The organism is Flavobacterium sp., from assembly GCF_040402895.1.
Lineage (GTDB): Bacteria > Bacteroidota > Bacteroidia > Flavobacteriales > Flavobacteriaceae > Flavobacterium.
This window is the reverse complement of the sequence record NZ_JBBALR010000007.1, coordinates 31,880-58,698: the sequence shown is the minus strand read 5'-3', so window position 1 is coordinate 58,698 and position 26,819 is coordinate 31,880. Positions and strand designations below refer to the sequence as shown.

19 protein-coding genes are annotated in these 26,819 nt (G+C 31.7%); 12 read left to right on the top strand and 7 right to left on the bottom strand.

Features of this window, described 5'->3' with window-relative positions; all coding sequences use genetic code 11:
• Nucleotides 1-8: 8 nt before the first annotated feature.
• A complete protein-coding gene (locus tag ABWP60_RS07485; RefSeq protein WP_353150730.1) occupies nucleotides 9-1,169 on the bottom strand; it encodes a DNA polymerase III subunit in 1,161 nt (386 codons plus the stop codon).
• Nucleotides 1,170-1,273: 104 nt separating this feature from the next.
• Between ABWP60_RS07485 and ABWP60_RS07480 the strand changes: the two genes are divergently transcribed.
• The 3 genes from ABWP60_RS07480 (at nucleotide 1,274) to ABWP60_RS07470 (ending at nucleotide 4,968) form a co-directional block, all read left to right on the top strand.
• Complete coding sequence (locus ABWP60_RS07480) at nucleotides 1,274-2,461, top strand: phosphoglycerate kinase (RefSeq protein WP_353150727.1); 1,188 nt, start codon at nucleotides 1,274-1,276, stop codon at nucleotides 2,459-2,461.
• A gap of 233 nt (nucleotides 2,462-2,694) precedes the next feature.
• A complete protein-coding gene (locus ABWP60_RS07475; RefSeq protein WP_353150724.1) occupies nucleotides 2,695-4,404 on the top strand; it encodes a lytic transglycosylase domain-containing protein in 1,710 nt (569 codons plus the stop codon).
• A gap of 120 nt (nucleotides 4,405-4,524) precedes the next feature.
• Nucleotides 4,525-4,968, top strand: a complete 444-nt coding sequence (locus ABWP60_RS07470) for a GNAT family N-acetyltransferase (protein WP_353150721.1) — start codon at nucleotides 4,525-4,527, stop codon at nucleotides 4,966-4,968.
• Between the two features lie 12 nt (nucleotides 4,969-4,980).
• Here ABWP60_RS07470 and ABWP60_RS07465 read toward each other — a convergent pair whose 3' ends face one another.
• The 4 genes from ABWP60_RS07465 to ABWP60_RS07450 form a co-directional block, all read right to left on the bottom strand.
• A complete protein-coding gene (locus tag ABWP60_RS07465; RefSeq protein ID WP_353150718.1) occupies nucleotides 4,981-5,802 on the bottom strand; it encodes an OmpA family protein in 822 nt (273 codons plus the stop codon).
• A gap of 1 nt (nucleotide 5,803) precedes the next feature.
• Complete coding sequence (locus tag ABWP60_RS07460) at nucleotides 5,804-7,438, bottom strand: S41 family peptidase (RefSeq protein ID WP_353150715.1); 1,635 nt, start codon at nucleotides 7,436-7,438, stop codon at nucleotides 5,804-5,806.
• 64 nt (nucleotides 7,439-7,502) lie between these two features.
• On the bottom strand, nucleotides 7,503-7,877 hold the full coding sequence (gene rnpA, locus ABWP60_RS07455) for a ribonuclease P protein component (protein WP_353150712.1): 375 nt from the start codon (nucleotides 7,875-7,877) through the stop codon (nucleotides 7,503-7,505).
• 130 nt (nucleotides 7,878-8,007) lie between these two features.
• A complete protein-coding gene (locus ABWP60_RS07450; protein WP_353150709.1) occupies nucleotides 8,008-10,116 on the bottom strand; it encodes a M13 family metallopeptidase in 2,109 nt (702 codons plus the stop codon).
• 152 nt (nucleotides 10,117-10,268) lie between these two features.
• On the opposite strand from ABWP60_RS07450, the gene ABWP60_RS07445 reads away from it, so the two are divergent.
• Entirely contained in the window at nucleotides 10,269-10,943 is a 675-nt protein-coding gene (locus tag ABWP60_RS07445) for an SCO family protein (protein WP_353150706.1), read from the top strand.
• On the opposite strand, the gene ABWP60_RS07440 is transcribed toward ABWP60_RS07445, so the two are convergent.
• Together ABWP60_RS07440 and ABWP60_RS07435 are read right to left on the bottom strand one after the other, a co-directional pair.
• Entirely contained in the window at nucleotides 10,940-12,070 is a 1,131-nt protein-coding gene (locus tag ABWP60_RS07440; protein WP_353150703.1) for an ATP-binding protein, read from the bottom strand. The genes ABWP60_RS07445 and ABWP60_RS07440 overlap by 4 nt on opposite strands.
• A 3-nt stretch (nucleotides 12,071-12,073) precedes the next feature.
• The gene (locus tag ABWP60_RS07435) at nucleotides 12,074-12,967 is read right to left on the bottom strand and encodes an aldo/keto reductase (protein ID WP_353150700.1); all 894 of its coding nucleotides are present in this window, start codon (nucleotides 12,965-12,967) and stop codon (nucleotides 12,074-12,076) included.
• A gap of 371 nt (nucleotides 12,968-13,338) precedes the next feature.
• Between ABWP60_RS07435 and ABWP60_RS07430 the strand changes: the two genes are divergently transcribed.
• The 8 genes from ABWP60_RS07430 to ABWP60_RS07395 all read left to right on the top strand — a co-directional run bounded on the left by ABWP60_RS07430 (nucleotide 13,339) and on the right by ABWP60_RS07395 (nucleotide 26,704).
• Nucleotides 13,339-14,058 carry a tyrosine-protein phosphatase gene (locus ABWP60_RS07430; RefSeq protein WP_353150697.1) on the top strand — a complete coding sequence of 240 codons (720 nt, stop codon included), beginning with the start codon at nucleotides 13,339-13,341 and terminating at the stop codon, nucleotides 14,056-14,058.
• Nucleotides 14,059-14,116: 58 nt separating this feature from the next.
• Complete coding sequence (locus ABWP60_RS07425) at nucleotides 14,117-14,893, top strand: polysaccharide biosynthesis/export family protein (RefSeq protein WP_353150695.1); 777 nt, start codon at nucleotides 14,117-14,119, stop codon at nucleotides 14,891-14,893.
• Between the two features lie 6 nt (nucleotides 14,894-14,899).
• Nucleotides 14,900-17,314 (top strand): GumC family protein, encoded by a 2,415-nt coding sequence (locus tag ABWP60_RS07420; RefSeq protein ID WP_353150692.1) that lies wholly within the window; start codon nucleotides 14,900-14,902, stop codon nucleotides 17,312-17,314.
• A gap of 44 nt (nucleotides 17,315-17,358) precedes the next feature.
• Complete coding sequence (locus tag ABWP60_RS07415; protein WP_353150689.1) at nucleotides 17,359-19,266, top strand: polysaccharide biosynthesis protein; 1,908 nt, start codon at nucleotides 17,359-17,361, stop codon at nucleotides 19,264-19,266.
• 94 nt (nucleotides 19,267-19,360) lie between these two features.
• On the top strand, nucleotides 19,361-21,160 hold the full coding sequence (locus ABWP60_RS07410; protein ID WP_353150686.1) for an immunoglobulin domain-containing protein: 1,800 nt from the start codon (nucleotides 19,361-19,363) through the stop codon (nucleotides 21,158-21,160).
• A 68-nt stretch (nucleotides 21,161-21,228) separates the two neighbouring features.
• Entirely contained in the window at nucleotides 21,229-21,774 is a 546-nt protein-coding gene (locus ABWP60_RS07405; RefSeq protein ID WP_353150683.1) for a hypothetical protein, read from the top strand.
• Nucleotides 21,775-21,859: 85 nt separating this feature from the next.
• A complete protein-coding gene (locus ABWP60_RS07400) occupies nucleotides 21,860-22,876 on the top strand; it encodes a T9SS type B sorting domain-containing protein (protein ID WP_353150680.1) in 1,017 nt (338 codons plus the stop codon).
• Between the two features lie 180 nt (nucleotides 22,877-23,056).
• Nucleotides 23,057-26,704, top strand: coding sequence for a T9SS type A sorting domain-containing protein (locus tag ABWP60_RS07395; protein ID WP_353150677.1), 3,648 nt, complete (start codon nucleotides 23,057-23,059; stop codon nucleotides 26,702-26,704).
• The last annotated feature ends 115 nt before the right edge of the window (nucleotides 26,705-26,819 follow it).

Below are 26,819 nucleotides of genomic sequence, written 5' to 3'. Positions count from 1 at the left end.
TTGTGCGTTTAATTTATTTCTTTTTTATGCAACAAACGTGTTAACTTTATCGATAAATCGGTTAAAATAATATTGCTATTTCCGTTTCTTTCAATATGATAAATGGCGTCTTCCAACTCTTTAAAAATTTCCGAAATATTATTTCCGTGAACAAAAGGCGCAAATTTTTCCAATTTAAAATTCTCAAAATTTGGTTCTAAATAAACCAAATCAGTAGCCTGATAATTCAACAACAAAGCTTGACGAAAAAATTGAATACAAAATTGTAAAAAGTTTTTTTGGGTTTCTCTTCCTTCTTTAGAAATAGTGCTGCTCCAAGAAATTAAATCAGCAATTACGCTTGCATTTCCCTTTGCTTTAAATGCTGCACGAACCCAATTGACAAACCATTCTTCAAATACAGAATCATCACTATCTTGATGCAAGAAATGTAAGGCCTTGTTGTAATTGCCTTCACACTGATGGGCAATTTTTTTAGCCAAATTTGCCTCCACTTGATGACTATAAATTAGCTTTTCAGTAATAATTTGTTCCGGTATAGCTAAAAAATCCACCACTTGACAACGAGAAATAATCGTTTGTAATAAATTGTCAACACTTTCAGAAATTAAAATAAAAACCGTTTTTTCTGGTGGTTCTTCCAATAATTTTAGTAATTTATTTGCAGCGTCTGTTCTCATTTTATCTGCCATCCAAATAATCATTACCTTATAGCCACCTTCGTATGCTTTTAATGATAAATTTTTATTAATTGCCGCCGATTCTTTAACACTAATAATTCCTTGTTTTTTAGGAATTTCTAATTTTTTATACCAGTCAAATAAACTTCCGTATGGGTTTTCTTTAACAAAACTGCGCCACTGATCTAAAAAATTGGTACTAACTACATTATCACCTTTTACATCGTCTGTAGCTGTAATTGGATACACAAAATGCATATCGGGATGCGAAAAATGTTCAAATTTTAAATTGCAAGCACCGTTTCCAGTATTGTTTTCTTCACCAGTATTATTACATAAAATGTACTGCGCATAAGCAATTGCCATTGGTAACGTTCCCGAACCCTCAGGACCAATAAACAATTGTGCATGTGGCACTCTTCCGGCGTTAGCGGTAGTAATTAAAAAGTTTTTAATATGGTCTTGTCCAAGTATGTCTTTAAATAGCATGTAGCAAATATAAGTGATTTTTATCTTGGTTTAAAATCAAAATTTTATATTTGCAAATATGTTAAAGACACAACTTCAAACTAAAAACAACAAAACACAATCCTATGAAAACTATTTTCGAAATCAATTTTAAAAATAAAAAAGCCTTAATCCGTGTAGATTTTAATGTGCCTTTAGATGAAAATTTTAAAGTTACCGATGCCAACCGAATTGAAGCAGCTAAACCAACTATTGATAAGATTTTAAACGATGGCGGAGCAGTTGTTTTAATGTCGCACTTAGGAAGACCAAAAGGAAAAGAACAGAAATATTCTTTGAGCCATATTGTTTATAAAATTGAAGAAGTGTTAGGAAAAAAAGTAAAATTTGCTTCAGATTGTAGAGGTGAAATTGCGAAAGAAGCCGCTTCAAATCTACAAAACGGCGAAATATTAGTATTGGAAAATTTACGTTTTTATCCCGAAGAAGAGGCAGGAGATGTTGAATTTTCTAAAGAATTAGCTAGTTTGGGCGATGTGTACGTAAACGATGCTTTCGGAACAGCACATAGAGCGCACGCTTCCACTACAATTATTGCAAACGAATTTCCAAATGATAAATGTTTCGGCGCTTTATTAGCGAAAGAAATTGAAAGCATAAATAAAGTATTAAAAAACTCTGAAAAACCGGTTACAGCAATACTTGGTGGAAGTAAAGTTTCTTCTAAAATTACCATTATCGAAAACATTTTAGACAAAGTAGATCATATGATTATTGGTGGTGGAATGACGTTTACGTTTATCAAAGCGATGGGCGGTAACATAGGAGATTCTATTTGCGAAGACGACAAAATGGACTTGGCTTTAGATATTATGAAACAAGCCACTGCAAAAGGTGTGAAAATTCACTTACCTGTAGATGTTTTGGCAGCTGATGCCTTTTCTAATGATGCCAATACTCAAGTAGTAAATGTGGCTGAAATTCCAGCAGGATGGCAAGGTTTAGATGCAGGTCCGAAAACTTTAGAAATGTTAAAAGACGTGGTTTTAAACAGTAAAACCATATTATGGAATGGACCAATTGGTGTGTTTGAATTACCAACCTTTGCTAACGGAACCATTTCCCTTGGCGATTTTATTGCCGAATCTACTAAAAACGGCTGTTTCTCTTTAGTAGGCGGCGGTGATAGTGTAGCTGCGGTAAAACAATTTGGATTAGAAGACAAAATGAGCTACGTTTCTACAGGTGGCGGTGCGATGCTAGAAATGTTAGAAGGAAAAACATTACCAGGAATTGCTGCTATTTTGAAGTAGAAAACCATAAAAACATTGATAACATTTAACTCTATTATTGATACTTATTTGTTATCATAACGTATCTAAATCACCGACGAAATCCCTAAAAAAACGTTAAAACGTAAAATTTAAACGTTAAAAGTTGGGTAGTTAGCAATAAATAAAATATATTTGCGTTTATACAAGTAATTGTATATTAATGATTTAGATAAAATGCTCCGGAATTTATGGAGAAAAAACATATAAAAAGAATGAAAAAAATAGTTCTACTAACCCTTGGTCTTTTTCTGTCAAACGCTTTGTTTGCTCAAGAAAGTCAGCATGTAACACCCACACTTTTTACACCAAAAATATCGTATTTAGATTCTCTTAAAGCTACGTTTTCCAACCACGCTACAAGCAATTGTATCGATGAAAGATGGATGAAAGAAATAGCAGACGCTTCGTTATCAAATGAAATGTTTTTTGATATTGAAAACATGAATATCGACGAGAAAGTGGCTTATAATTTAGACACGGAAGTATTAAAAAAACGATTACGAAAATTAGACGTGCAATCGCCATTTGTAATTGAATACAATCCAGCTTTGGAAAACGTAATTAAATCGTTTTTAAAAAACAGGTCAAAAAGTTTTGAAAGACAAATGGCCATAGCGGAATATTATTTTCCTTTGTTTGAAGAAAAATTATCAAAATACAATTTACCTTTAGAAATAAAATATTTAGCCATAGTAGAATCTGCGTTACAACCAAAAGCAAAATCTAAAGTTGGTGCTGGTGGTTTGTGGCAATTTATGCCGGAAACTGGTAAACAGTACAAATTGAAAATTACAACTTATGTTGACGAGCGTCATGATCCAATAAAATCAACAGAAGCCGCTTGTCATTATATGATGAACATGTACGAAATTTTTGGCGATTGGAGCTTGGTTTTGGCTTCTTACAATTGCGGACCTGGTAATGTTTCTAAAGCTATTAGACGTTCTGGAGGTAAAACAGATTATTGGGAAATTAGAAAATATTTACCAAGAGAAACGGCCAACTATTTACCCGCTTTTTTAGCTACGATGTATATTTACGAATTTAAAAAAGAACATGGTTTGGTGCCGCACAAAGCAGAAATGAAGTATGCGGAAACAGATACAGTTATGCTGAAACAGGCCATGACATTCAAACAATTATCAGATTTATTAGATATTTCAGAGGCACAATTAGAATATTTAAATCCAATTTATAAATCGAAATACATTCCTTCCATTGAAGAGGAAACCTTTTACTTGCGATTACCGAAAAATAAAATTGGAATTTTTGTTTCTAACGAAGAAAAAATTTATGGCTATTTAGCATATTTAGAACAAGAAAAAATTAGAAACATTCAGTTAGCACTTCAAGCAAAAAAACGCGACAGTATTGCCAAACAAGATTCTTTAGCTGTTGTTGCAAATCTTACTGTTAAAAACAACGATACCAACGAATACGAAGAAGTCATAAAAAAACGCACTAAGGAAGTGGTAAGTAAAAACTTCCATAAAGTGAAAAAAGGCGAAACACTGAGTGAAATTGCCGACAAAAACAACGTGAGTATTGTTAATTTAAGAAAATGGAATAACATTAAAGGAAGTAACATAAACGCTGGACAAAGTTTAGTAATTCAAACGATTAAAAAAGTCACGGTCAACGAAGTCGTCAAAAAACCGAAACCGAAACCGAAAACCGAAATAGTGGAACCAGTTGTTGAAAATGCAGTTGCTGAAAACACTGAAAAACCTACAGAAAATAAATATTCTTCTGCGAAAAGTAAAATTGAAATCAAAGAAGATTATTACATCGTACAAAAAGGAGATTCTATTTTTTCAATCACTAAAAAGTTTCCAAATTTAACCACAGACGATTTAAAAAAGAAAAACGATCTGAAAACAGATAATATTCAACCTGGAATGAAACTGAAAATTCAAGGATAAAACATTGTTTTTTATCTCATATATACCTTTGTAAACGTTTAATTATTAAAAACTTTACAAAGGTTTTTTTTGTTTCAATAAATAAAAAAGGGTTAGTTTTGTCTATCAAATTAAAACAAAATGATTTCATTTAAAATCAAGCCGTTTCACGAACTTTCTGCAGAGGAGTTATATGCTTTGTTGCAATTGCGATCAGAAGTGTTTGTAGTGGAGCAAAATTGCGTGTATCAAGACATCGATGGAAAAGATCAAAAAGCCATTCATGTTTTAGGGTATTCTAATGGAGTTTTGGTTGCTTGTTCCCGTCTTTTTAAACCGAAAGATTATTTTGAATTCAGCTCGATTGGTCGAGTAATTGTAAAGGAATCATACCGAGATAAAAAATTTGGTCACGAATTGATGCGCGTTTCTATCGATGCAATTAAAATACTTTTTCAAGAAACAAAAATTACAATTTCAGCCCAATTATATTTGCAAAAATTTTACGAAAGTCACGGTTTTGTTGTAGTTGGTGAAAGTTATTTGGAAGATGACATTCCGCATATTGAAATGAGGAAAGTGTAGTTAAAATGCTTATTAAATTTTTGTAATAACCAATTCCACTCTTCTGTCAAATTGCTCATCTTTGCCTATAGGCTGTGAATTTCCATAACCTTTAAAAGTCATACGGGCTTTACTAATACCCCGACTTTGTAGAAATTTATACACTCTTTCTGCTCTATTTTTTGATAATTCTCTTTTTCTGGTATCCTTGTCAATAGCTTCCTTATGAAACGTCGGTGTACAACACACATGACCCTGAATTTCTATATGAATGTTGGGATATCTTTTTAACAAAACAACAATCATTTCGAGTTGTTTTACAGCACTTTGTTTAAGTTTGCTACTGCCGCTATCAAAAAGTAATTTATCTAAATACACCCGATCGCCTACTAATGCGTTTTTTCTTATGGTTTTGTATAAACCTGGAATATTTAGTTCTTCCACCACCAAAGGTTTAAAGTTTAAAACCACATCTACGCGACGATTTTTAGCTCTGGCTTCGGGAATATTTTCTTCTAAATCTTCATCAATAAGTACTTTTCCTTTTCCTTCAATTTTTACAATAATTTTATATTTCACCCCTTTTTTTACCAACATGTTTTTGACACTATTGGCACGATCTTGTGATAATTTGTAATTATAATTAATTTTCCCAACATCATCGCAATATCCATAAATAGAAACACTTTGAAGTCGCGTGGTATCAATCAAACTTAAAAAATAGACTACCGCTTCAGCTTGTAAAGGTTTTATTTCACGCACATCGGTATCAAAATAAATAGAATGCACGGTTTCTTCTTGAGAAAACCCAAGAAAAGTAGTGACTAAAAATAGAAAAACGACTATTTTCTTCATTTTATTTTTTTAATATCTGTTTGTATTCTGAGGGATTATTTAAAATTTGTTGCGCTTTTAGTACATCAGAATATTTAGTAGAAACATAATCGTAAAAAGCATTACGATAGCCGTATCTTAATAATAATTCTTGTAAAAGTAGGCGTTTAATTTCTTCTTTATTTTTATCTAATTCTTTGTTTTTTGTTTTCTCAATGGCCGCTTCCAATTGTTTTATTTCTATTTGAATGTCAGCATCTATTTTATCTTTTTTAGCGGCTTCTAATAGATTTTTTAAAGACTTATCGCTATTGCTGTTAATTTCCACCTTTTCTTTCTTTAAATACGCTTTAAATTCGTTATAATCTGCTTCTGAGATGTTGGTTACGCTTTTAGCGTTTGGATTTCTGTAATATAGCACGTTTGCAAATTCAAAAACGGCATCTGAATTAGCAATACTTAAGCTAGTGGCGCTTTTTTTCATGTCAGCAATTTCTACGTCTGGTAAAACCCCACCGCCATCGTAAACAATTCTTCCGCCCTTTGTTTTAAATGCATTATATTCTTTTTCGGATGTTTTAATTGCTTTTCCGTTGGCGTCTTTTTTACTATAATCAGTAGCTTGAATACAACGACCTGAAGGCGTGTAGTATTTTGAAATGGTTACTTTTACTTGTGTACCATACGTTAAATTAAATGGACGTTGTACCAATCCTTTTCCAAAACTTCTATTTCCCACAATTACTGCGCGGTCTAAATCTTGTAGCGCGCCCGAAACAATTTCTGATGCAGAAGCACTTCTGTCATTTACAATAATTGCTAATGGAATTTCAGTATCAACGGGCTCGTTGTTAGTTTTATAAATATGGTTATGCACTTTATTTTGCGATTTTGTAGTGGTAATTATTTCGTCTTTTGGTACAAATAAATTACAAATATTTACGGCTTCGTGTAATAAGCCACCTGGATTATCTCTTAAGTCTAAAATAATTTTTGTGGCGCCTTGTTCTTTTAACGTTAATAAGGCTGCTTTGGTTTCTGTAGCAGCTTTTTCGTTAAATTTTTGAAGTACAATATAACCCGTTTTGTCGCTTAATAATTTATAATAAGGAACGGCTTTTATTTCTACTTCGTCTAAAATAATTTGTCCTTTTTTTTCTACTCCTTGGCGGAAATAAACGATATCAATTTTAGTGTTTTTGGCGCCTTTTAGTAGCTGAGAAGCGTCGTCTTTAAAATCTTTCAGCACTACATCTCCAATTTGGATAATGACATCACCTGCTTTAAAACCGCCTTTGTCGGCTGGCATGTTTTCATATACTTCTTTTAAAATTATTTTATCGTCTTTCCGTGAAACAATAGCGCCAATTCCGGTATATTCTCCGGTATTATTAATTTTAAATTTTAGCACATCTTGCTCGTCAAAGTATACGGTATAGGGGTCCAATTCACTTAGCATGCTTTTTATTGCCACATCCATTAAGTTGCCTGGATTGGTTTCATCTACATAATTTTGGTTGACAATTTTATATAGATTCGTAAAAATTTCAATTTGTTTGGCTAAAGCAAAAAAATCGTTTTGAAAACTTACGGCAACAAATAATAATCCAGCTACAAGGGATGGAATTACTACTTTTCTTTTGTTAAAAAAACTCATGTGTTGTGGTATAATATTTTACTAAATTAATTAAAATAGTTGAAACGGATTAAATATTCTAAATTTACTTTATCGTTTCGTTAAATTTTTGAAATAATTGTCTGGTTTTTTCTTCTATTTCTTGATAGGGTAATTTTTCTTTAGTTTGATAAAAAAACATAAAAGCATAAGGGGTTTTAAGATTGTCTTTCAATAGGTTTTGATTTAAACGGTAGCATTCTCTTAAAACCCGTTTAAAGTAATTTCGGTCAACTGCACGTTTAAAATATTTTTTTGAAACAGAAACGCCCATTAGTACTTTTTCTAGATTATTTTCATCTGTATTTTCAACATAAACCAATCGTAACGGGTATTTAGATATAGATTTTCCTTCAGAAAACAAAAGATCAATTGTTTTATGGCTTTTTAGTTTTTCGTTATTTGGATAAGAAAATTGCATAAGGCAAATGTATAAAAAAGGAGACGGTATAAAAAGAGAAAACCTGCCATTCTATATTTTCATCAGAATTTCAGGTTTTCAACTCTATTTTAGAATTTAAATACGTTCAGTTTTAAAGGCACCCATTTTTTTACCAAATTTTGACTCTTTTTTCTGGCGCGATATACATTTTATCTCCGGCATTAATAGTAAACGCTTTATAAAAAGATTCAATGTTTTGAAGCGGAACGTAGGCTCTATATTGCCCAGGCGAATGCGTATCCGTTTTCACTTGATTTTTAATAGCTTCCTCTCGCATTTTACTTCTCCAAATGGTAGCCCAAGAAAGGAAAAAACGTTGTTCAGGAGTAAAACCGTCAATTAAACCCGGGTTTCCTTTTTCTTTAAGGTAAATTTGTAATCCGTCATACGCTGCGTTTACACCACCTAAATCGCCAATATTTTCACCTAATGTAAATTTTCCATCTACATAAATTCCTGGTAACGGTTGCAAAGCAGAATATTGATCTGCTAAAGCCGTTCCTAATGTCGTGAATTGTTTTAAATCTTCTTCGCTCCACCAATTAATTAAGTTTCCTTCTGCGTTGTATCTTGAACCTGAATCGTCAAATCCGTGTGAAATTTCATGACCAATTACGCCACCAATTCCACCATAATTTACCGCTTCATCCGCTCTATAATCGTAAAAAGGGGGTTGTAATATAGCGGCTGGGAACACAATTTCGTTGTTTGTTGGACTATAGTATGCGTTTACAGTTTGAGGCGACATACCCCATTCCTCTTTATTAACTGGTTTTCCTAGTTTTGAAATGTTTTCTTTGTTGCTCCAACGGCTGATTGCTAATGAATTTTCGTGAAGCGTTCCCCCTTGTTCTGGGCTTTTTATTTGTAATCCGCTATAATCTTTCCAAGTATCAGGATATCCAATTTTTACTCTAAATTTTTTAAGTTTTACAATAGCATTTGCTCTTGTTGCCGGTGTCATCCAAGGTAAATTATTAATACGATTTTCGTATGCTTTAAATACATTTGCAATCATGGCTTCCGCTTTTGTTTTTGCTTCTGCAGGAAATTTTTTCTCTATGTATAATTTTCCTAAAGCTTCCCCTAAAACACCGTTTACAGTAGCCAAAGCTCTTTCCGTAGCAGGTCTTTGTTTTACTGCTCCAGATAAGGTTTTGCTATAAAACTCCCAATCTGTTTTTTCAATTTCAGTGGTTAATTCATCTGCATTTGAACGTAAAAGCGTCCAAGTCATGTACGCTTTCCAATCCTCAACTTTATTTTCTTTTATAATAGCGTCTAATTTGGTTAAGTATTTAGGTTGCGAAACTACCACAGAATCCAATTTACTAAACCCAGATTTTTCGAAGTACGATGTCCAATTGTTGGATGGGGCTATTTTTTGTAAATCGGCAACCGACATTGGATTATATGTTTTACGACGGTCACGTCTTTCTACGCGGTCTAAAGTTGGTTCAGACAAAGAGATTTCGAAAGCCAAAACCCTTGCTGCTTTTTCAGAAGCGGTTTTTGGGTCCATACCTAAATAGCCAAACATTTTAGCTATGTGTAACACATATTTTTCTCTTTTTTCTTTCGTGTCTGGTTTGTCAGACATGTAATACTCTTTATCCGGTAAACCCAAACTTCCTGTTCCTACATATACGACATTCTTGTTGCTATTTTTCGCATCTGCACCTACAAATGATCCTAAAAATCCTAAACTAGCATCCGCTTTGGTTTCTACTAAAAGATTCATTAAATCGGTACTGTTTTTTACCGCATTTATTTTTTCTAAATAAGGCTGAATAGGCGTAATACCAAGTTTGTTTCTTGAAACCGTATCTAAAATGGATTTGTATAAATTTACGGCTTTCGCTTGATCCGATTTTGGATCTAAGTTTTTATTTGCAACCGCTTCGTTTAATATAGCCATTACATCATCATCTGTGTTTTTTCTTAACTCGTCAAAACTTCCCCAACGGGTTCTGTCAGCAGGAATTTCCGTTTTATCCAACCAGGTTCCATTTACATATCTAAAAAAGTCGTCATTTGGTTTTACGGAGGTATCCATAAACTCGGTACGTATCCCGAATTTTTGAGATGTTGAAAGTACGGCACTACCTGATAAACCCTCTTTTCCTGGTTGTCCTTCTTTTCCAATAGTTACTGAGCAACTTTCAAAAAGCATGGCGGAGACAATTGCTAAACTAGCAAGCATAGTTTTGTTTTTCATATTTTTAACATTTATAGGATTGGTTAGTTTGTTTTTCGTAAAACAATATGGACAAATCTATTAAAAAAACTAGAATTATTTAAAAATACAATTGTTAAATCCGATCGAGATAAAATAAAATAGTCTTATTTTTGTAAAAAAATAGCCTTCAAATGCTTAAATATAAAAAACTATCCGTCCTTTTTCTGGGGTTGCTTATTGTGATTTTTGTATCCATTTATACATTATTAAATAGAAGAACTTTACCTGTTATTACTCCTAGAGACGTTAACCCAGAGTTGGTAGATTCTTTGGTACAGCACATAGGATACAAGCATAAAATAGCACCATTTGCTTTTACCAATCAGAATGGAAAAAAAATAACAAATAAAGCGTATGAAGGTAAAATTTATGTAGCCGATTTCTTTTTCACTACTTGTCAAACTATTTGTCCGAAAATGACAGATAACATGGTTTGGTTACAAGATAAAATCAAAGACAATCCGAAAGTGAAATTGCTTTCTCATTCCGTTTTTCCGAATGAAGACACGGTTGAGGTATTAAAAAAATACGCCATAGAAAAAGGAGTACTTGATGAAAAATGGAATTTAGTTACAGGAGATCAAAAGGAAATTTATAAAATAGCACGACAATCCTATTTGGTTGTAAAAACAGGTAAACCTGAAGAATTATATGATATGGTGCACACAGAAAATTTTGTTTTAGTGGATCAAAAAGGAAGAATTAGAGGGTTTTACAACGGATTAAATATAGATAAAACCGTAAAGGGCGAGAAAAATCTTACACAATTAGTAGCAGATATAGAATGGTTATCTGAGAAAGATTAGTTGTATTTCATTTTTCTTAAAATCCTTAAACTATCTTTAAAACTTAGAAAAGCCATTGAATTGGGATAGGTTTTTAATACACTTTTTGCTTCTATTAATCTTTGTTTGGCTTCGGTAAATCCGTTTAAGTAACAAATCATTAATGTAGGTGCAATTCGTAAAACGTCTTCTTCTAAAACTACTTTGTTTTTTTCTAATTTATCAAGTGTGTTTTTAACAGAATTGTAAATATGAAATAGAAGTTTTTTATTGTATTGTGGAGGTTCAAATAGCATTTCGGTCTCCATTTTATAATAGCCATTATCATAAAAATGGAAGGTTAACCGTTCTAAAGGATAATAACTAGTGGCGTCATTTAACCCCAGTTTTACATATTCAGTAATCGTAAAACGTTCTTCATCATATTGAATAATGACTTCATCTAAATTGGAATAAAACAGCTTAATTTGCTCGTTCATTAACTCAATTGCTACACGCGAATAATACGTTTCGTTTCGCACCACCTGTTTTTTTCCAGCCCAACATACCACAAAATTCTCTTTGAACACCTGATATTGCGTGTCTAAATCTTTGTGTCGGACCGTTATAAAGTCCAAAACACTTTCTAAAGTATGTGCGATACTATTTCTAGAATTATTTTCAATACTAATAACTGTGGCTACATTTGATTTTGAAAACGCAATTTTTTCATCAGTAGGCACGGTATTGCTTCCTATTCTAATAAATGTACTATTAATTAGTATGGTATAAATGTTTTTTTTAAAAAAGGAGATTTTATTTTTTGGCTTAATAGTAACCAAGCCCACCACTCTCTCTTTTGGTAAATTTGGAAAAGCGATATTGTCGTAGGTTATTTTTGGTGGATTTTCTAAATAAGCATTTACTAGATTTTGAATTCGGCTGTCATCAAAAAAATCATCTCCTACTATTTCATTGTCGTCGTCTTCTACACCAACAACAATATACGAATTATTAAACGGGTTGGAATTGGATAAGGCGCAAATGTGTTTTAAAAATTTACCTTTTCCTTCTTTAGTATGTAAATTTAATTGGCGTTTTTTATCATAAAAACTATTTTCGTTATTATGAGCCAATAAATTTTTTACCAGAAGCCTTTTGTTAATCATAATTTATGGAATTTTAGTCCCAATACTTTCTGTCCAAATGGCAAACCAGTCTTCAAGTTCTAATTCAAAACCATGAAGTTGTTTCAGACTTTTGATGCGATCTATTTGTGTGGTGCCAATAACGGGTTGAATTTTTGCTGGATGTTTTAAAACCCAAGCCAACAGCAGCAAATCATCAGAAATTCCGTATTTTATGGATAGTTTCTGAAGCAAGTCTTGTAATCGGATGGTTTGCGGAATGGCTTCCTTATATATAGACCCTAAAGGATTCCAAGCCATGGGCTGAATGTTATGAAGCATCATGTAATCCAATTCACCAGTTAGCATTGGCTGTAAATGCGTGGCCGAAAATTGAATTTGATTGTATGACACGACGTTATATTTTCTAATTAAATCGGTTTGTGAAGGCGTAAAGTTAGACAATCCAAAACCCACTATTTTTCCAGAATTTTTTAGTTCTGAAATCGCTTCTGCAATTACTTCGGGTTGCATTAATGGGCTTGGTCGGTGTAACAGCAATACATCTACATACTCGGTCTGTAAATTTTTTAAGGAATTTTCCACACTCCTTATTAGGTGTTCTTTACTATAATCGTAATGTTTACTACCATAATCTCTATTTTCAGCAATCATTTTTATACCACATTTGGTTACAAACCGCACGTTTTCTCTTGCTATTGCCATGTTTTTCCATGCTTTGCCAAAATCGGTTTCAGTAGTGTATCCGCCATAAATATCCGCATGATCAAAAGTGATAATGTTTTCGGAAAGATAGGTTTCAATACGTTCTTGCATAGCAAAAGTACTAAGTTTACTTCCCCACGTACCCCAATTCATGGTGCCGGCAATTATGTTACTGGTGTTTGAAATCATGGTATAAAATAAAATAAAATTCAAAGTTAGTGTTTTTACCAATTTTACCGAAAGTTATTTACTAATTACTTTATTTAAACATTAACTTTTAAAATTTGAAATACCTTTTTTAAATAAATGTAATAATTAAATAAATGTATTGATACAACGTTAATACAATAAAAATAATACTATTTAATAACTAAATTTTTTTAAACTTCAAGTTTAATTTAAGCTTAATTTTATTTTTTTAATATAAATTAAATTTTGTACAATAAATATTTATATATTTATACCCAAATTAAATATTTTATAAAAAATACTTAAAAAGTTTATCTAAAAATTAATAGTATTTCAATACTAAAAAGGGTTTTTCTTTTAGAACCCTTTTTTATTTATTTTACTAAATTTCTTATATGTTTTGGATTTCAAAAAAAACGGTTTCCTTTTCAGACGTGTGGAACAATAATTTTATTGATATACACAATCATTTATTACCAGGCATTGATGATGGTTCGAAGACTATTGAAAATACCAATATAATGATTGAAGCCATGCAAAACTTAGGCATAAAAAGTGCTATAGCTACACCGCATACTTTTCCGGGTTTATGGAATAATGATGTAGCTAGTATTTCAAATGCGTTTTCTTCTGTTACGAATCCCTTTATTAAAAATTACAGTAGTGAATATTTTGCCGATTCCTATTTGCTTGAATTGGCCAATACGAATCAATTATTGACATTGCCCGATAATCATTTGTTAGTAGAGTTTTCCATGTTAAGCGCTCCAGTTGATGGGGTTATGGATGTTTTTTTTGATTTAAAATTGAGGGATTTAAATCTTATTTTAGCACACCCAGAGCGGTATTTATATGCGGAAAAAAACATGTCATTTTTCGAAAATCTTAAATCTTTTGATATGAGTTTTCAGTTAAATGTTTTGTCATTATTAGGATATTATGGTGAAAAATGCAAAAAATTATCAGAATATTTATTGGAAAACAATTTTTATGATTTTCTAGGTACTGATTTTCACTCTTTACATCAAATTGATTTTGTACTGAAATCGTCATTTTTAAAAAAATATGAAAAAAATATTGAACTATTGGTTGCGTCTAATTTAATATTTCAGTAGGCATAATTTTTTTTCTTCCTGATTTTTGTTTAAATTTGTCCAATTATTGATATTTTGTATGAGAGTTTCTTTTGTTAAGTTCGTTATTTTTTCTGCACTATTTGTATTTTTTTTTCAATCTTGTTCAAGCAATAAGGATATTTTATATTTAAATATACCGCCTGGTTCATCTGAGAATACTATTTCATGGACAGACTTATACATTCAACCCAACGATATTTTAAGTGTTAAAATAACAGCAGATAATGCTGAACTTGCTGCGCCATATAATTTATCTGTTCAACAGAATATTACAGGTCAAGCCAATGCGCTACTAATGCAGGGGTATTTGGTTTCTAATGAGGGTACTATTAATATGCCTGTGGTTGGCGTTGTTAAAGTTTCGGGTTTAACTATTAACCAAGTAGAATTGTTTATTCAAAAAATTCTTATCGATAAAGGTTTGTTGAGAAATCCAGTAGTTATTTGTAGGTTGGTAAATGCTAAATTCACCGTATTAGGCGAAGTTAAAGTACCGGGGACATTTACTTTTTATGAGAATAATTTAACCTTATTGCAAGCCTTAGGTTTAGCGGGAGACTTAACAATCAATGGTGTTAGAAAAAAAATTACCATTATCAGAACAGAAAATGGGAAACAAAGTTATGCTACAATAGATTTAACTAAAAACGATTGGTTTAAATCCCCATATTATTTTGTTAAGCCTAATGATGTTATTGTGGTAGATCCAAATACGGCAAAAGTTAAATCTTCCGGAATTATTGGTAATCCTGGTAATTTGATTTCAATTGTTTCTGTTCTATTATCAAGTATTATTTTAATCAAAAATCTATAATTACGTATGCAATCTAATGATTTTCAGGAAGAACAAAGTTCAAATTTTGACTTTAAAGAGATTTTTTTCAAATATCTTTCTTATTTCCATTGGTTAGTTTTAGGTGCTATTATAGGTTTAACTATTTCTTTTTTCTATTTAAGATACGCTACGGAATATTATCAATCTTCAAGTGTAATTAAAGTTTTAGATAATAATAATGCTGGCTTTAAATTGCCAAGTGATGGTTTTTCCTTTTTTGCTAAATCTAGAATAAATTTAGAAAATGAAATTGAAGTATTAAAATCTTCACTTTTAGTTGGAACGGTTGTAGATGAGCTTGATTTGCAAAATACTTATTATGTTTCGGGAATGTTTAAAGAAACGGATATTGGCGCAACAGCACCTTTCTATATTAAATGGCTTGGAGATGCTTCCGTTACTGATGAACTAATCACCACTATTAAAATTCATTTAAAAGGCAATCATTTTACTATAAATAGTTTAGATGATAAATTTTCATTCAATAAAATATATTCCTATAATGGTAATAGTTTTAGTCTTCATTTAAAAAACAATAGACAAATAAGAAAAGACTCAGATTATATTATTAAAAAGAGTAAAAAAATAAACGTAATTAATACTATAAGAGCGCAATTATCTGTTACTACTGTCGGGGAACAAAGTGAATTGTTAAAAATTATTGTTTCTTCTACAAATCCACAAAAATCTAGAGATATAGCTAATAAACTTGCTGAAGTTTTCAATAATGATGGAATTAATGATAGACGAATGGTGTATACCAAAACTATTGACTTTGTTAATGAACGTTTTGCTTTTTTATTTAAAGAGCTAGATTCTATAGAAACCAATAAGGCCAATTATAAAAAAGTTCAAAATTTATCAGACTTTACCTTTGACTCGCAAAGTTTATTAATGTCTAAATCGGGTACGAAAGAGGAACTAAACCAAGCAAAAACGCAAGCTTTGTTGAGTGAAATTTTAATTGAAACCTTATCAAAAACAGGTCTTAATGATTTATTGCCAGTAAATATTGGCTTACAGCAAGTTGATGTTAATGCTTTAACAAGTCAGTATAATCAAATTGTTTTACAACTTCAAAAAATTTCTCAAACACTTGGTGATAATGATCCTTTGATTGTACAGCTTAAAAATTCTCAAAAAGATTTAAAAGCAAGTTTAAAGTCATCTCTTTCTACGTATCGAAAAATGATGCAAACTAGAATTAATGAGATAGAAAAGATAAGTCAAAATCAAACCCAGCAGTATGCCGCATTGCCTTTTCAAGAAAAAGCGATTCGATCCATTGATAGACAACAAGAAATTAAAGAAACATTATACATTATTTTATTGCAAAAAAGGGAAGAAGCAGCCGTTAATTTAGCGATTATTAATCCTTCAATTAAAATTATTGAATATGCTTTAGCAGAGTTAATTCCAATTAGTCCAAAGGGTAATTTAATTTACTTAGCAGGTTTAGTAATTGGTTTAACTATTCCATTTTTAATCATTTATATTTATTTGCTTTTAGATACTAAAATTCACACTAAAAGTGATATTGAAAAAGTGATTAAGAACATTCCTGTTATTGCCGAAATACCCCATATTACGGATGTTGTTAAAATGGTGAAGTATCTTGACCGTTCTGTTTTATCGGAATCATTTAGAATGCTAAGAACCAATTTAGGTTTTCTAGTTAAAGAAAACGATAACGGTTTGGTGCTGTTTTCTACTTCAACTATTAAAGGGGAAGGTAAAACTTTTGTTTCCATGAATTTAGCTATTACACTATCTACTTTAGGTAAAAAGGTAATACTTGTTGGAGGGGATTTACGAAACCCGCAGTTACATAAAATGTTGAATATAGTAAGACATAAAAAAGGGGTTACAAATTTTTTACATGATACAGCAGCTTCTTATAAAGATATGATTGAGAACGGATCTCAATATGACTTGAAGTTTGATATCATCTTTTCAGGAACAATTCCTCCAAATCCTGCTGAATTATTATCCAATGGACGTTTTGAAATGTTATTAAACGAGTTAAAAAGTCAGTACGATTATGTTATTGTAGATACGGCTCCAACATTGCTTGTTACAGATACTACATTGATTGCAAATTTAGCAGATTTAGTTGTTTATGTAGTTCGAGCAAATTATACAGATAAAAACCTTCTAAATTTCATTAATGATTTAAAGAAATTTAATAAAGTTACTAATTTAGGGATTGTACTTAATAATGTTGGAGAACAAAAAGGATATGGATACAAGTATGGTTATAAGTATGGCTATAAATACGGTTATAAGTATGGTTATAATTATGGATATGGATATGGTTATAAAGCAGATGTAGTTAAAACCAAGCGCAAAAAAAGTATTTTATCTAAATTAAAATATTGGTTGAAAACGTTTAAAAAATAACATAAATTTGTAAAATGTATCATTTTAAATAATAGTATTTAAAAATGCGATTTAACACTATGCTAAATAAAGTAGCTTCATCTATAATTAATACCTTAATTAAAATTCAAATTCTACCATCTTGGTTTATTTTGATTTTTGATTTATTGTTAGTGGAACTTATTAGTTTTGTAAGTTTAATTTTTTTGAAACTTATTTCTCATAGCTCCTATAAAGATTTATTGTTGTATTATCTACTATTCAATTTAATAGTATTCTTCTTTGTTTTTTTACTTTTCAAAACGTCAAGAAGTATAGTTCGATATTCATCCTACGATGATGTATTAAAAATAATTAATTCTGTTTTATCCTCCTTTTTTATTTTAAGCATATCAAATTATTTCTTAAATAATATATATAATATAAATTATATTTCAACATTTTTTATAGCAATTAATTGTTTTTTAATTTTATTAGTATTAATTACATTCAGAATATTTGTAAAATATTTTTTTCAATTGATAAATAGCAAAAAATCTGCAGATTCAGTTAAAGATAGAATTGTTATTATTGGGGTTAATCGAAAAAATATATCTTTATTAGAAATGTTGTCATTACCATCAAGTAATTTTTCTTTAATCGCTTTTTTTGATATCAATCGTGCCTTAAATAAGAAAAAAATAGCAGGTGTTCCTGTTATTTCAGATGGTAAATCTTTAATTACTCACTTAAGAGCTAAGAATGTCAAAAACATAATTATTGCAAAAAATTATTTTGATGAAGAATATGAAAATATACTATTTGATTATTGTTTACAAAATAATATTAAAATTTTCAAACCGGAATTATTACAGAAATCAAACCCGAATGATTTAACCAATTTTCAAGAATATAAGTTAGAAGAATTATTATTCAGAAAAACTATTGAAATTGAAAATCCAAATATTATTAGACAATTTTCTAATAAAGTAGTTTTGGTAACTGGTGGAGCAGGATCAATTGGTTCTGAATTAGCGAAACAATTAGTCGCATTTAATCCAAGTAAACTAATTATCTTAGATCAAGCAGAAACCCCGCTTCATGAAGTCGAATTATTTTTTAATAAAAATTTATCAAAATGTAATTGTGTATTTGAATTAATAGATGTTACCAATTATAATGAATTAGCGCTAATTTTTGAGTTAAACAAGCCGGATATTATTTTTCATGCTGCCGCATATAAACATGTGCCAATTTTAGAGAAAAATTTCAAACAAGCTATTAAAGTGAATGTTTTTGGAACAAAAAACTGTTTAGATTTAGCCATTAAACATGATGTGGAAAAATTTATTTTTGTTTCAACAGATAAGGCGGTTAATCCAACTAATATTATGGGTGCCAGTAAAAGAATTGCAGAATTAATAGCTCAAAAAATATATAACAGCCAACAAAGCGCAACTAAATTGGAAATAATGATAACTAGATTTGGAAACGTTTTGGGTTCTAATGGTTCTGTGGTTCATTTATTTAAGCAACAAATAGCTGAAGGTGGCCCTGTTACCGTAACACATCCTGAAGTTACTCGATTTTTTATGACTATTCCAGAAGCATGTAAGCTAGTTATTGAAGCGGCTGCCATCGGGAATGGTGGTAATATTTATGTTTTTGACATGGGTAAATCTATTAAGATTGTTGATTTAGCAGAAAAAATGATTCGTTTAGCTGGAAAAGTACCAGGCAAAGACATAACCATACATTTTTCTGGAATGCGTCCCGGAGAGAAACTATATGAAGAAGTGCTTACCGAATGTTCAGAAACACAACCTACCCATAATCCAAAAATAGTTATTGCGAAAGAGAAATCGGATTTAGTTAATTCTTTAGAACAGATTATGGATACGTTAAAAGACTTTAATTCCATGGAACGTGAGGAAGTGGTAGACTCAATTAAAAAGTTAGTACCTGAGTATCAAATTAATTCCACACAAGCCTAATTTCAATTATGCCATTTTATTTTTTTTGTTACTAAATAAAAATTTATCCAAAATAATTATATATTAGCAAATATTTTTATTAAAATTTTACAAATTGAATAGAATTATTTGGATATTACTCTTGTTATTAATTAGCACAAATGTTTTTGCACAGTGTGATTGGTATTCTAATAATACAGCATGTACTTCTAACGCTCCAACTGCTCTTGGTCAATCTATAACCTGTACTCCTCCTGACAACAATGCAGGACGAAGAAACTTTGTCGTAAATAATATGTTAGCTGGGAATATTTATAGAATTTCAAATTGCAATTCAGGATTTGACACTCAATTAACAGTAAGAGATGCAGTTGGTAATGTCGTTGGATATAATGATGATAACGGGCCTGCCTGCACTGGAAGTTCTGCTTCTTTAGATTTTGTTTGTCCCTCTAATGGACAATACCGGATTCAATTAAACAGATTCAATTGTCAAACAGGAAATCCTTTTGATAACGGTACTATAACGGTTTCACTTATTTCTAATTCAACTACAACTTGTTCTACAATAGCTACTAGTTTAACAGCATCCAGTTCAACTCTGATAAATTGGTATTCTAGTTCGTGTAATGGAACATTAATTGGCACAGGCGCCAGTATTACAGTTACTCCTGCTGTAACTACAACTTACTATGCTTCTAGTAGTAGTTGGTCAACTTGTATGACCACAACAATTAATGTTACTCCGTCTCCAACAAATGTAAATGCTGGAAATGATGTTTCGATTTGTAGTGGAAGCTCAACACAATTAAGTGGAAGTTCAACTAATACTCTTAATGGGACGAAAAATTATTATTTTACTGCATCTGGATACGATTGGGATAATTTTAGAATTGGAGGAACAACTTCTGGAATGCCGGCAAATGCTATAATTACATCAATAATATATAGCCCTACCATTGGTCCTGATTGTAATGATTGGTATGAATGGGACTTAATGGTAAACAATAATTATATTATTTCAGGATGTAATGCATCTAATTTGTTATATAATGGCCTAAATGGACAAATGGCAAACAATCAATTATTGCAACTAAGGTCATGGAATAATGATTGGTTTTATGATTTTGTAACAATGTCAGTTATGTTTACTATCAATTATTCTTATATACCTAATATTACTTACACTTGGTCCCCCACAACAGGATTAAGCAATCCAAATATTTCCAACCCAATTGCGTCTCCAACGACAACTACTACCTACACAATGACGGCTACCGCAAATGGTTGTAGTACTACAGATTCAGTTGTTGTTACTGTTTTTTCAAATTTGTCTGCTGGGGCTCACAATACAAACCCTCTAACTAAATGTATAGGATTTAATCCTGCGGTATTAACTTTTACCACAAATCCAACAGGTGGAAATAGTAGTTATACGTATCAGTGGCAATTAAATACCGTTGATATTTTAAATGCAACCAGCAACACTTTTGATCCTGATCCAATTCTAATTGCAGGTGTTTATTCTTACAGATGCAAAGTAACAGATGGCTGTGGAAACACTGTTTATACTGTTCCAAAAATTATTACAATTGTAGCTGATCCTAATGAGCCAAGTTGCTTAAAATCACCTAATTTATCTAGTGTTTGTGTGGGCACCCCACTTACACTTCAAAATTGTATTTTTGGCAGCCAAAACGGTTTATCTTGTTCTTTTGAATATTCTTATTCAATTGACGGAGGAGTAAGTTGGTCTTCAACATCTTCAACCATCCCTAATTTTTCTGCCAACGGAACAACAAATTTAATTCGGGCAAGAGTTTCAAATTGTGGATCTTGTAATGCCTCTTCTTGGATGGTCTATTCATGGAATATAAATGCTACACCTTCAACCACTAATATTAACCATAATTAAAATAAATTATTAACTAAAAACAATTACTTAACATTATGAAAACAAATTTTATTCAAAAACTATTCTTTATGCTAGTTGTCCTATTTGGACTTAATTTTTCAAATGCTCAGCAAACCATTTGGCAAGGATGTGCTACAGCAACTTATTCCGTTACCAATACTGTTGGTTCTACTTATGCTTGGAGTGTAACTCCTGCTGCAGGAACAATTAGTGGGAATACAACAAATGCTATTGGTATTAATTGGACTGCTGTGGCAACAGGTACTTACACAGTTTCGGTTACTGAAACTAACAGTAATGGTTGTCCAGGAACACCTCAAGATGTTCTTGTAACCATAATCGCTACTCCAACAGCTGCTGCAACAGTTACACCACCAACATGTTCTGTAGCTACTGCGACTATTGAAGTTACTGCTCCAACAGGAACTGGATATCAATACAGTATTGATAACGGGGTTACTTGGCAATCCTCTACAACATTCGCTAATATAGCGGCAAATACAACTTATAATGTTATTGTAAAAAGCCAATCGGGATGTTTGAGTAGTGCAACTCCTGTGCAAGTTATACCACAACCTACAACTCCTGTAACTTCTCCAATCACTTTTAACTAATATAGTGCTATTAATTAAAAATAATACTTCAATTTCACTAGTACATTTTGGGCTAGTGAAGTTGATTGTTATTTTTTGTTTTTCCATGCATTATTCTTATGCGCAACAAAATATTTGCGTAGGCAGCATTACTAATTACAAAGTAGACGAATTAGAAAACGGAGGAAATGGGACACTAGGATCTACGTATCAATGGATGGTTGTAAATTCTCTTTTTCAAGGAATTATTACTTTTACATCACCTCCTAACACAAATGCAATTTCGATTAATTGGTTAAATACGCCTCCTGGTACTTACACCCTAAAAGTTGTTGAAACCAATTCCGTTGCTTGTAATAGTGTTCAAAATATGCAAATTAGTATTTTTAATATCCCTCAAATAGACCTTTCAGATCAGATTGTTTGTGTTCATCCAGTAACAGGACAATTTATTAATCCGGTTTTACTGCAATCCGGTCTATCAAATACGCAGTATAGTTTCCAATGGTTTCATGATGGGGTGTTAATTTCTAATAATTCAAATTTAGTTGTAACTACTTCGGGTAATTATACAATTATCGCAACCCATTTATTAAGTGGATGTACCACAACTTCAAGTGCATTAATTTCAATTTCTTCCGCACCAATAGCCACTGTATCTGTTGACAACCCATTTAATGATACTCAACTAATTCAAGTAACCTTAGTCAGTGGTTTTGGAGAGTATGAATACGCATTAAATAACGGATCTTTTCAAGATGCAGCTAATTTTACAGTAGAAGAGCCAGGTCTATATCAGGTTACAGTAAGAGATAAAAATTTTTGTGGCGAAATCACCTTGACAGCACATGTAATAAATTATCCAAAATTCTTTACTCCTAATAATGATGGATATAATGACTTTTGGAACATAATAGGATTGCCACCAAATTATAATGCAAAAGTTTCCATATTTGATAGATATGGAAAATTATTGTATCAATTCAATCCGAAATATTCAAATTGGAATGGGCAGTACAATAACAATTCGGTTCCCTCAACCGATTATTGGTTTACCATTGATTATTCGGATGAATTAAACCGTAAATTTACTTTTAAATCTCATTTTTCTTTAATTAGATAATTTAAATTATCGTAATTTAGCAAACCAGTTATATGTTGCTTAAAATAAAATTATTGTACTAAGTTTATCTTTTTTATATCCATCATGTAACATTTATTTAACATAATGATTTTAATTTCGTAAAGTGTTTTGATATTGTAATATTTAATTTTGACCAATTAATTTAAACAATATTAAAAAATGAAAAAAAATTATTTAGTTCTCCTTTTCGCTTTAGTAGCAAATTTGGGAATGGCTCAAATAGAGCAAGTTACTTATCGTGGTGGTTTTGACCCAGCACTATCTACTCAATGGACAGATAGTTGGACAAGTTTTGATCCACAAAATGAAAATTATCCAGCTGTTACAGGTATCATTCCTGGTTCTACTGCAACAACTGTAATTACAAACGACATTACATCAAACACTACTTGGGTTACAGGTAGAGTTTATGAGCTTAATGGAACTATTTATGTTCGTAACAATGCTACGTTAACTATTCAACCTGGTGTTATCATCAGAAGTAATGTTGCGGCTTCTGCTTTGTTTGTTACTAGAGGGTCTAAATTAAACGCTATTGGAACGGCATCTCAGCCTATTGTTTTTACTTCTAAAAACGATATAGGACAAAGAAGAAGAGGTGACTGGGGTGGAATTGTACTTTTAGGTAAAGGTAGAGTTAATCAAGGAACAGGAACTAATTTCATTGAGGGAGTTTCACAAACAGTGGATACTCAATATGGTGGTGGATCTGCTCCAATACATAATGACAATTCGGGTACATTAAAATATGTAAGAATTGAATTTGCTGGTTATGTATATTCTCCTAACAATGAGTTAAACGGTTTAACAATGGGTGGTGTTGGAAGTGGCACAACTATTGATTATGTTCAGGTTTCTTATTCAAATGATGATTCTTTTGAATGGTTTGGAGGTTCTGTAGACTGTAAGCATTTAGTTGCTTTAAATGGTTTAGATGACGATTTTGATACAGATTTTGGATACAATGGAAGAGTGCAATTTGGACTTTCAATTAAAGATCCATTAGCAGCAGATATTTCTACTTCAGAGTGTTTTGAATCTGATAATTATGCTGGAACAGGTGATCCTGCTTCATTAAGTAGCCCATATAATTCTTGGCGTACTTCTGCTATTTTTTCAAACTTTACTTGTTTAGGTCCTGTATACAGAGCAACTTTGTCTACACCAGCACTTACAGTAAACGGGTTACATGATAAAGCATTAAGAATTAGAAGAGCATCAGAATTAAAAGTTTTTAATTCACTTTTCCTAGATTTTAAAAGAGGTTTAGTACTTGAGAATAATTCAATTGCTAATTTTGCTAGTACAACAGGAATCAATGTTAAATTCAAAAATAACATTGTGTCTGCTTCAGGGGCAATATTAGTTGGAGGTACTATTGGTACTCCAACATCACAATTTGAAACTTCAGGTAATACTTCAGCTACAGTTGCAACTACAAGTTTATTAGTAAATCCTTACCCAGCAGTATCTTCTGAGTCAGGTCAAGTAACTTATGCTGGTTTAGATTACAGACCAGGTTCACAATCTATTGCTGCTACTGGAGCTTCATTTAGTGACGCTACTTTTACAGGAATTTTAACGGTTATCCCTACAGATAATCCTATTGTTACTACTCCTATTAATAACTGTAAAGGTGCTGTTGCACAACCTTTAAATGTTTTAGCTGCTCCTGGAACAGTTTTAAGATGGTATACAGCTAGTACAGGCGGTACTTTTTCTTTAACACAACCTCCTATTTCTACTAGTTCTTTGACTCCTAGAACAATATACGTTTCTCAATATAATACTACTACTGGTGTAGAGAGTTCAAGAGTTGCAATTGTAATAAACACAATTGCTGCGCCTGCTGTTGCTTTAGCAGCAATTACTAATGGTGACGATACAGCTGCAATTACTCAAATTGGAGCATATGTGGGAACTACTACTCAAGTAACTTATAAAGTGCCTGCTTCAACTGAAGCTGGAGTAACAGGATACAACTGGACGTTACCTTTAGGAGTAAATTTAGTTAGTCAAACAGATAACGTTATTGTTGTTAACTTTAACAATGTACCATTTGGTGCTGAGGCTTATGGATCAATTGCAGTGCAAACTGTAAATGCTGCAGGATGTTTTGGTCTTAAAAATGAAGTTAAATTAATTAAATCTTTACCAGCTGCACCTGCTAGTATTCAGATGAATGATTCTACATTACCGGTTGTTGTTGCTACAAACTTACCGGTTAAAGTTACTACTTTTGGTCAATACATGGGAACTAATAAAGTATTAGATGTTGTTGCAGCTTCAGTTGTTGGTGTTACATCATATGTTTGGGAATTGCCTACTGGTGTTACTCCTAACTATGGTACTGCTGGTACTCCAGTTGTAAGGCTTTATTCAGTTTATCCGTTTGTAAGTACTATTTCATCTGCTCCAGCTACTAATTCAGGAAATGCAGGAGTGGTGTACTATAAAGTTACCGAAACTACATATAGTAATGGTATTGTAAAACAAGAAGCAAGAAAAATCAGAATTGGAGGAACTAATCCTGCAGGAGTTGCTTTTACTGCTCTTGACGAAGAATTAACTAACTTAACTAATGAAGGAGCTGCAATCAATCCAGCTTTCCCAATAATTTCTACAACGTTACCTACAATAAAAGTTGATTTCTCAGGTGTTACTAGTGCAAACACTCACAATTATATGAGTACTGCTGCTACGCCAGTTTCAACTAATTCATTAAGAATAGGAGTTAAGTCTAGAAATGGTGTAGGTGTTTCGTCAACTAATAATGCAAGTTTATTAAATCCTGCAACAACTTCAACTTCTAGATTACTTACTTTAACAGCTGTTAGGCCAGCTGCACCATCTGCTGTAAAATTAACTAACGATGCAGTAAGTACTACTGCAGCCGTAACGGATGTAAGTAAATTAATAGGTACTAACACGGCTATTACAGTATCTGCAACAGCAGTTGTTACAGCTTCATCTTATGTATGGAGTTTACCAAATGGAGTAACTGTTGTTGAAGGTGATGCTACTAAAGATAGAGTGATAAAAGTTAATTTCCTTAATGTACCGGCTGGTCCAGCTGATTTATATTTTGGAGTTAAATCTAAAAATGGAATGGGCTTATCTTCAACTGTAAATGCTGCTCCTAATGCTTCATCAACTTTTAAATTATTAAAAGTTACAGCAAAATTACCATCTGCAGTTACTACTATGTCAGGTCAATTAACAGCATTATGTTCTGGATCTACAGTTGCATATACTTTAACAGCTTCTGCATTAGCTAATTCTTATATCATTACTGCACCTGCAGGTTGTGTGGTTACTTCGGAAGCTTCACCAAGTAATGATACTAACGTATTATCAATTACTGGTTTAACTTTTTCAGTTACATATCCAGCTAATTTTACTATCGCTACTTCTACTTTACTTGCTAACAAAACTTTAGTAATTACATCTGTTAACGGGGTAGGAAATAGTCTTACAAATAAGAGTTTTAACTTAACTACTGTTGGTTGTAACCCAACACCAGCAGCTAAACTTTCAGAAGTTACTACAGTTTCTTCAGTTGTTATTTATCCAAACCCAGTTGTGGATATGTTTAACATGGAAATTAATGTACCACAAAATAGTAACATGGAAATGTCATTGGTTAATTTAAATGGTTCTGTAATTTTTACAAAACAAATAGAATTAACTGCTGGAAGTAATGTTGTTACAGAAAATATTTCTTCATTAAGTAATGGAGTTTATTTAGTAAGATTCTACAATACATTAACTAACGAATTAATCGTTAAAAAGTTAATCAAAAACTAAATAGAATTTAAGTTTTTATACTATTAAATAGGGGGCTTTTAGCTCCCTATTTTTTTTACTTGTAATGCATAGTATTATTAAATTAACAAACACTTAATTTTTAGATAACATCAAA

Coding starts and splice junctions, on each gene's coding strand:
- ABWP60_RS07395 (WP_353150677.1), top strand. CDS start 23,057: ATGAAAAAAAATTATTTAGTTCTCCTTTTCGCTTTAGTAGCAAATTTG.
- ABWP60_RS07450 (WP_353150709.1), bottom strand. CDS start 10,116: ATGAAAAACAAAACTATGCTTGCTAGTTTAGCAATTGTCTCCGCCATG.
- ABWP60_RS07400 (WP_353150680.1), top strand. CDS start 21,860: ATGCATTATTCTTATGCGCAACAAAATATTTGCGTAGGCAGCATTACT.
- ABWP60_RS07430 (WP_353150697.1), top strand. CDS start 13,339: ATGTTTTGGATTTCAAAAAAAACGGTTTCCTTTTCAGACGTGTGGAAC.
- ABWP60_RS07460 (WP_353150715.1), bottom strand. CDS start 7,438: ATGAGTTTTTTTAACAAAAGAAAAGTAGTAATTCCATCCCTTGTAGCT.
- ABWP60_RS07405 (WP_353150683.1), top strand. CDS start 21,229: ATGCTAGTTGTCCTATTTGGACTTAATTTTTCAAATGCTCAGCAAACC.
- ABWP60_RS07475 (WP_353150724.1), top strand. CDS start 2,695: ATGAAAAAAATAGTTCTACTAACCCTTGGTCTTTTTCTGTCAAACGCT.
- rnpA (WP_353150712.1), bottom strand. CDS start 7,877: ATGCAATTTTCTTATCCAAATAACGAAAAACTAAAAAGCCATAAAACA.
- ABWP60_RS07415 (WP_353150689.1), top strand. CDS start 17,359: ATGCGATTTAACACTATGCTAAATAAAGTAGCTTCATCTATAATTAAT.
- ABWP60_RS07480 (WP_353150727.1), top strand. CDS start 1,274: ATGAAAACTATTTTCGAAATCAATTTTAAAAATAAAAAAGCCTTAATC.
- ABWP60_RS07470 (WP_353150721.1), top strand. CDS start 4,525: ATGATTTCATTTAAAATCAAGCCGTTTCACGAACTTTCTGCAGAGGAG.
- ABWP60_RS07420 (WP_353150692.1), top strand. CDS start 14,900: ATGCAATCTAATGATTTTCAGGAAGAACAAAGTTCAAATTTTGACTTT.
- ABWP60_RS07440 (WP_353150703.1), bottom strand. CDS start 12,070: ATGATTAACAAAAGGCTTCTGGTAAAAAATTTATTGGCTCATAATAAC.
- ABWP60_RS07445 (WP_353150706.1), top strand. CDS start 10,269: ATGCTTAAATATAAAAAACTATCCGTCCTTTTTCTGGGGTTGCTTATT.
- ABWP60_RS07465 (WP_353150718.1), bottom strand. CDS start 5,802: ATGAAGAAAATAGTCGTTTTTCTATTTTTAGTCACTACTTTTCTTGGG.
- ABWP60_RS07425 (WP_353150695.1), top strand. CDS start 14,117: ATGAGAGTTTCTTTTGTTAAGTTCGTTATTTTTTCTGCACTATTTGTA.
- ABWP60_RS07485 (WP_353150730.1), bottom strand. CDS start 1,169: ATGCTATTTAAAGACATACTTGGACAAGACCATATTAAAAACTTTTTA.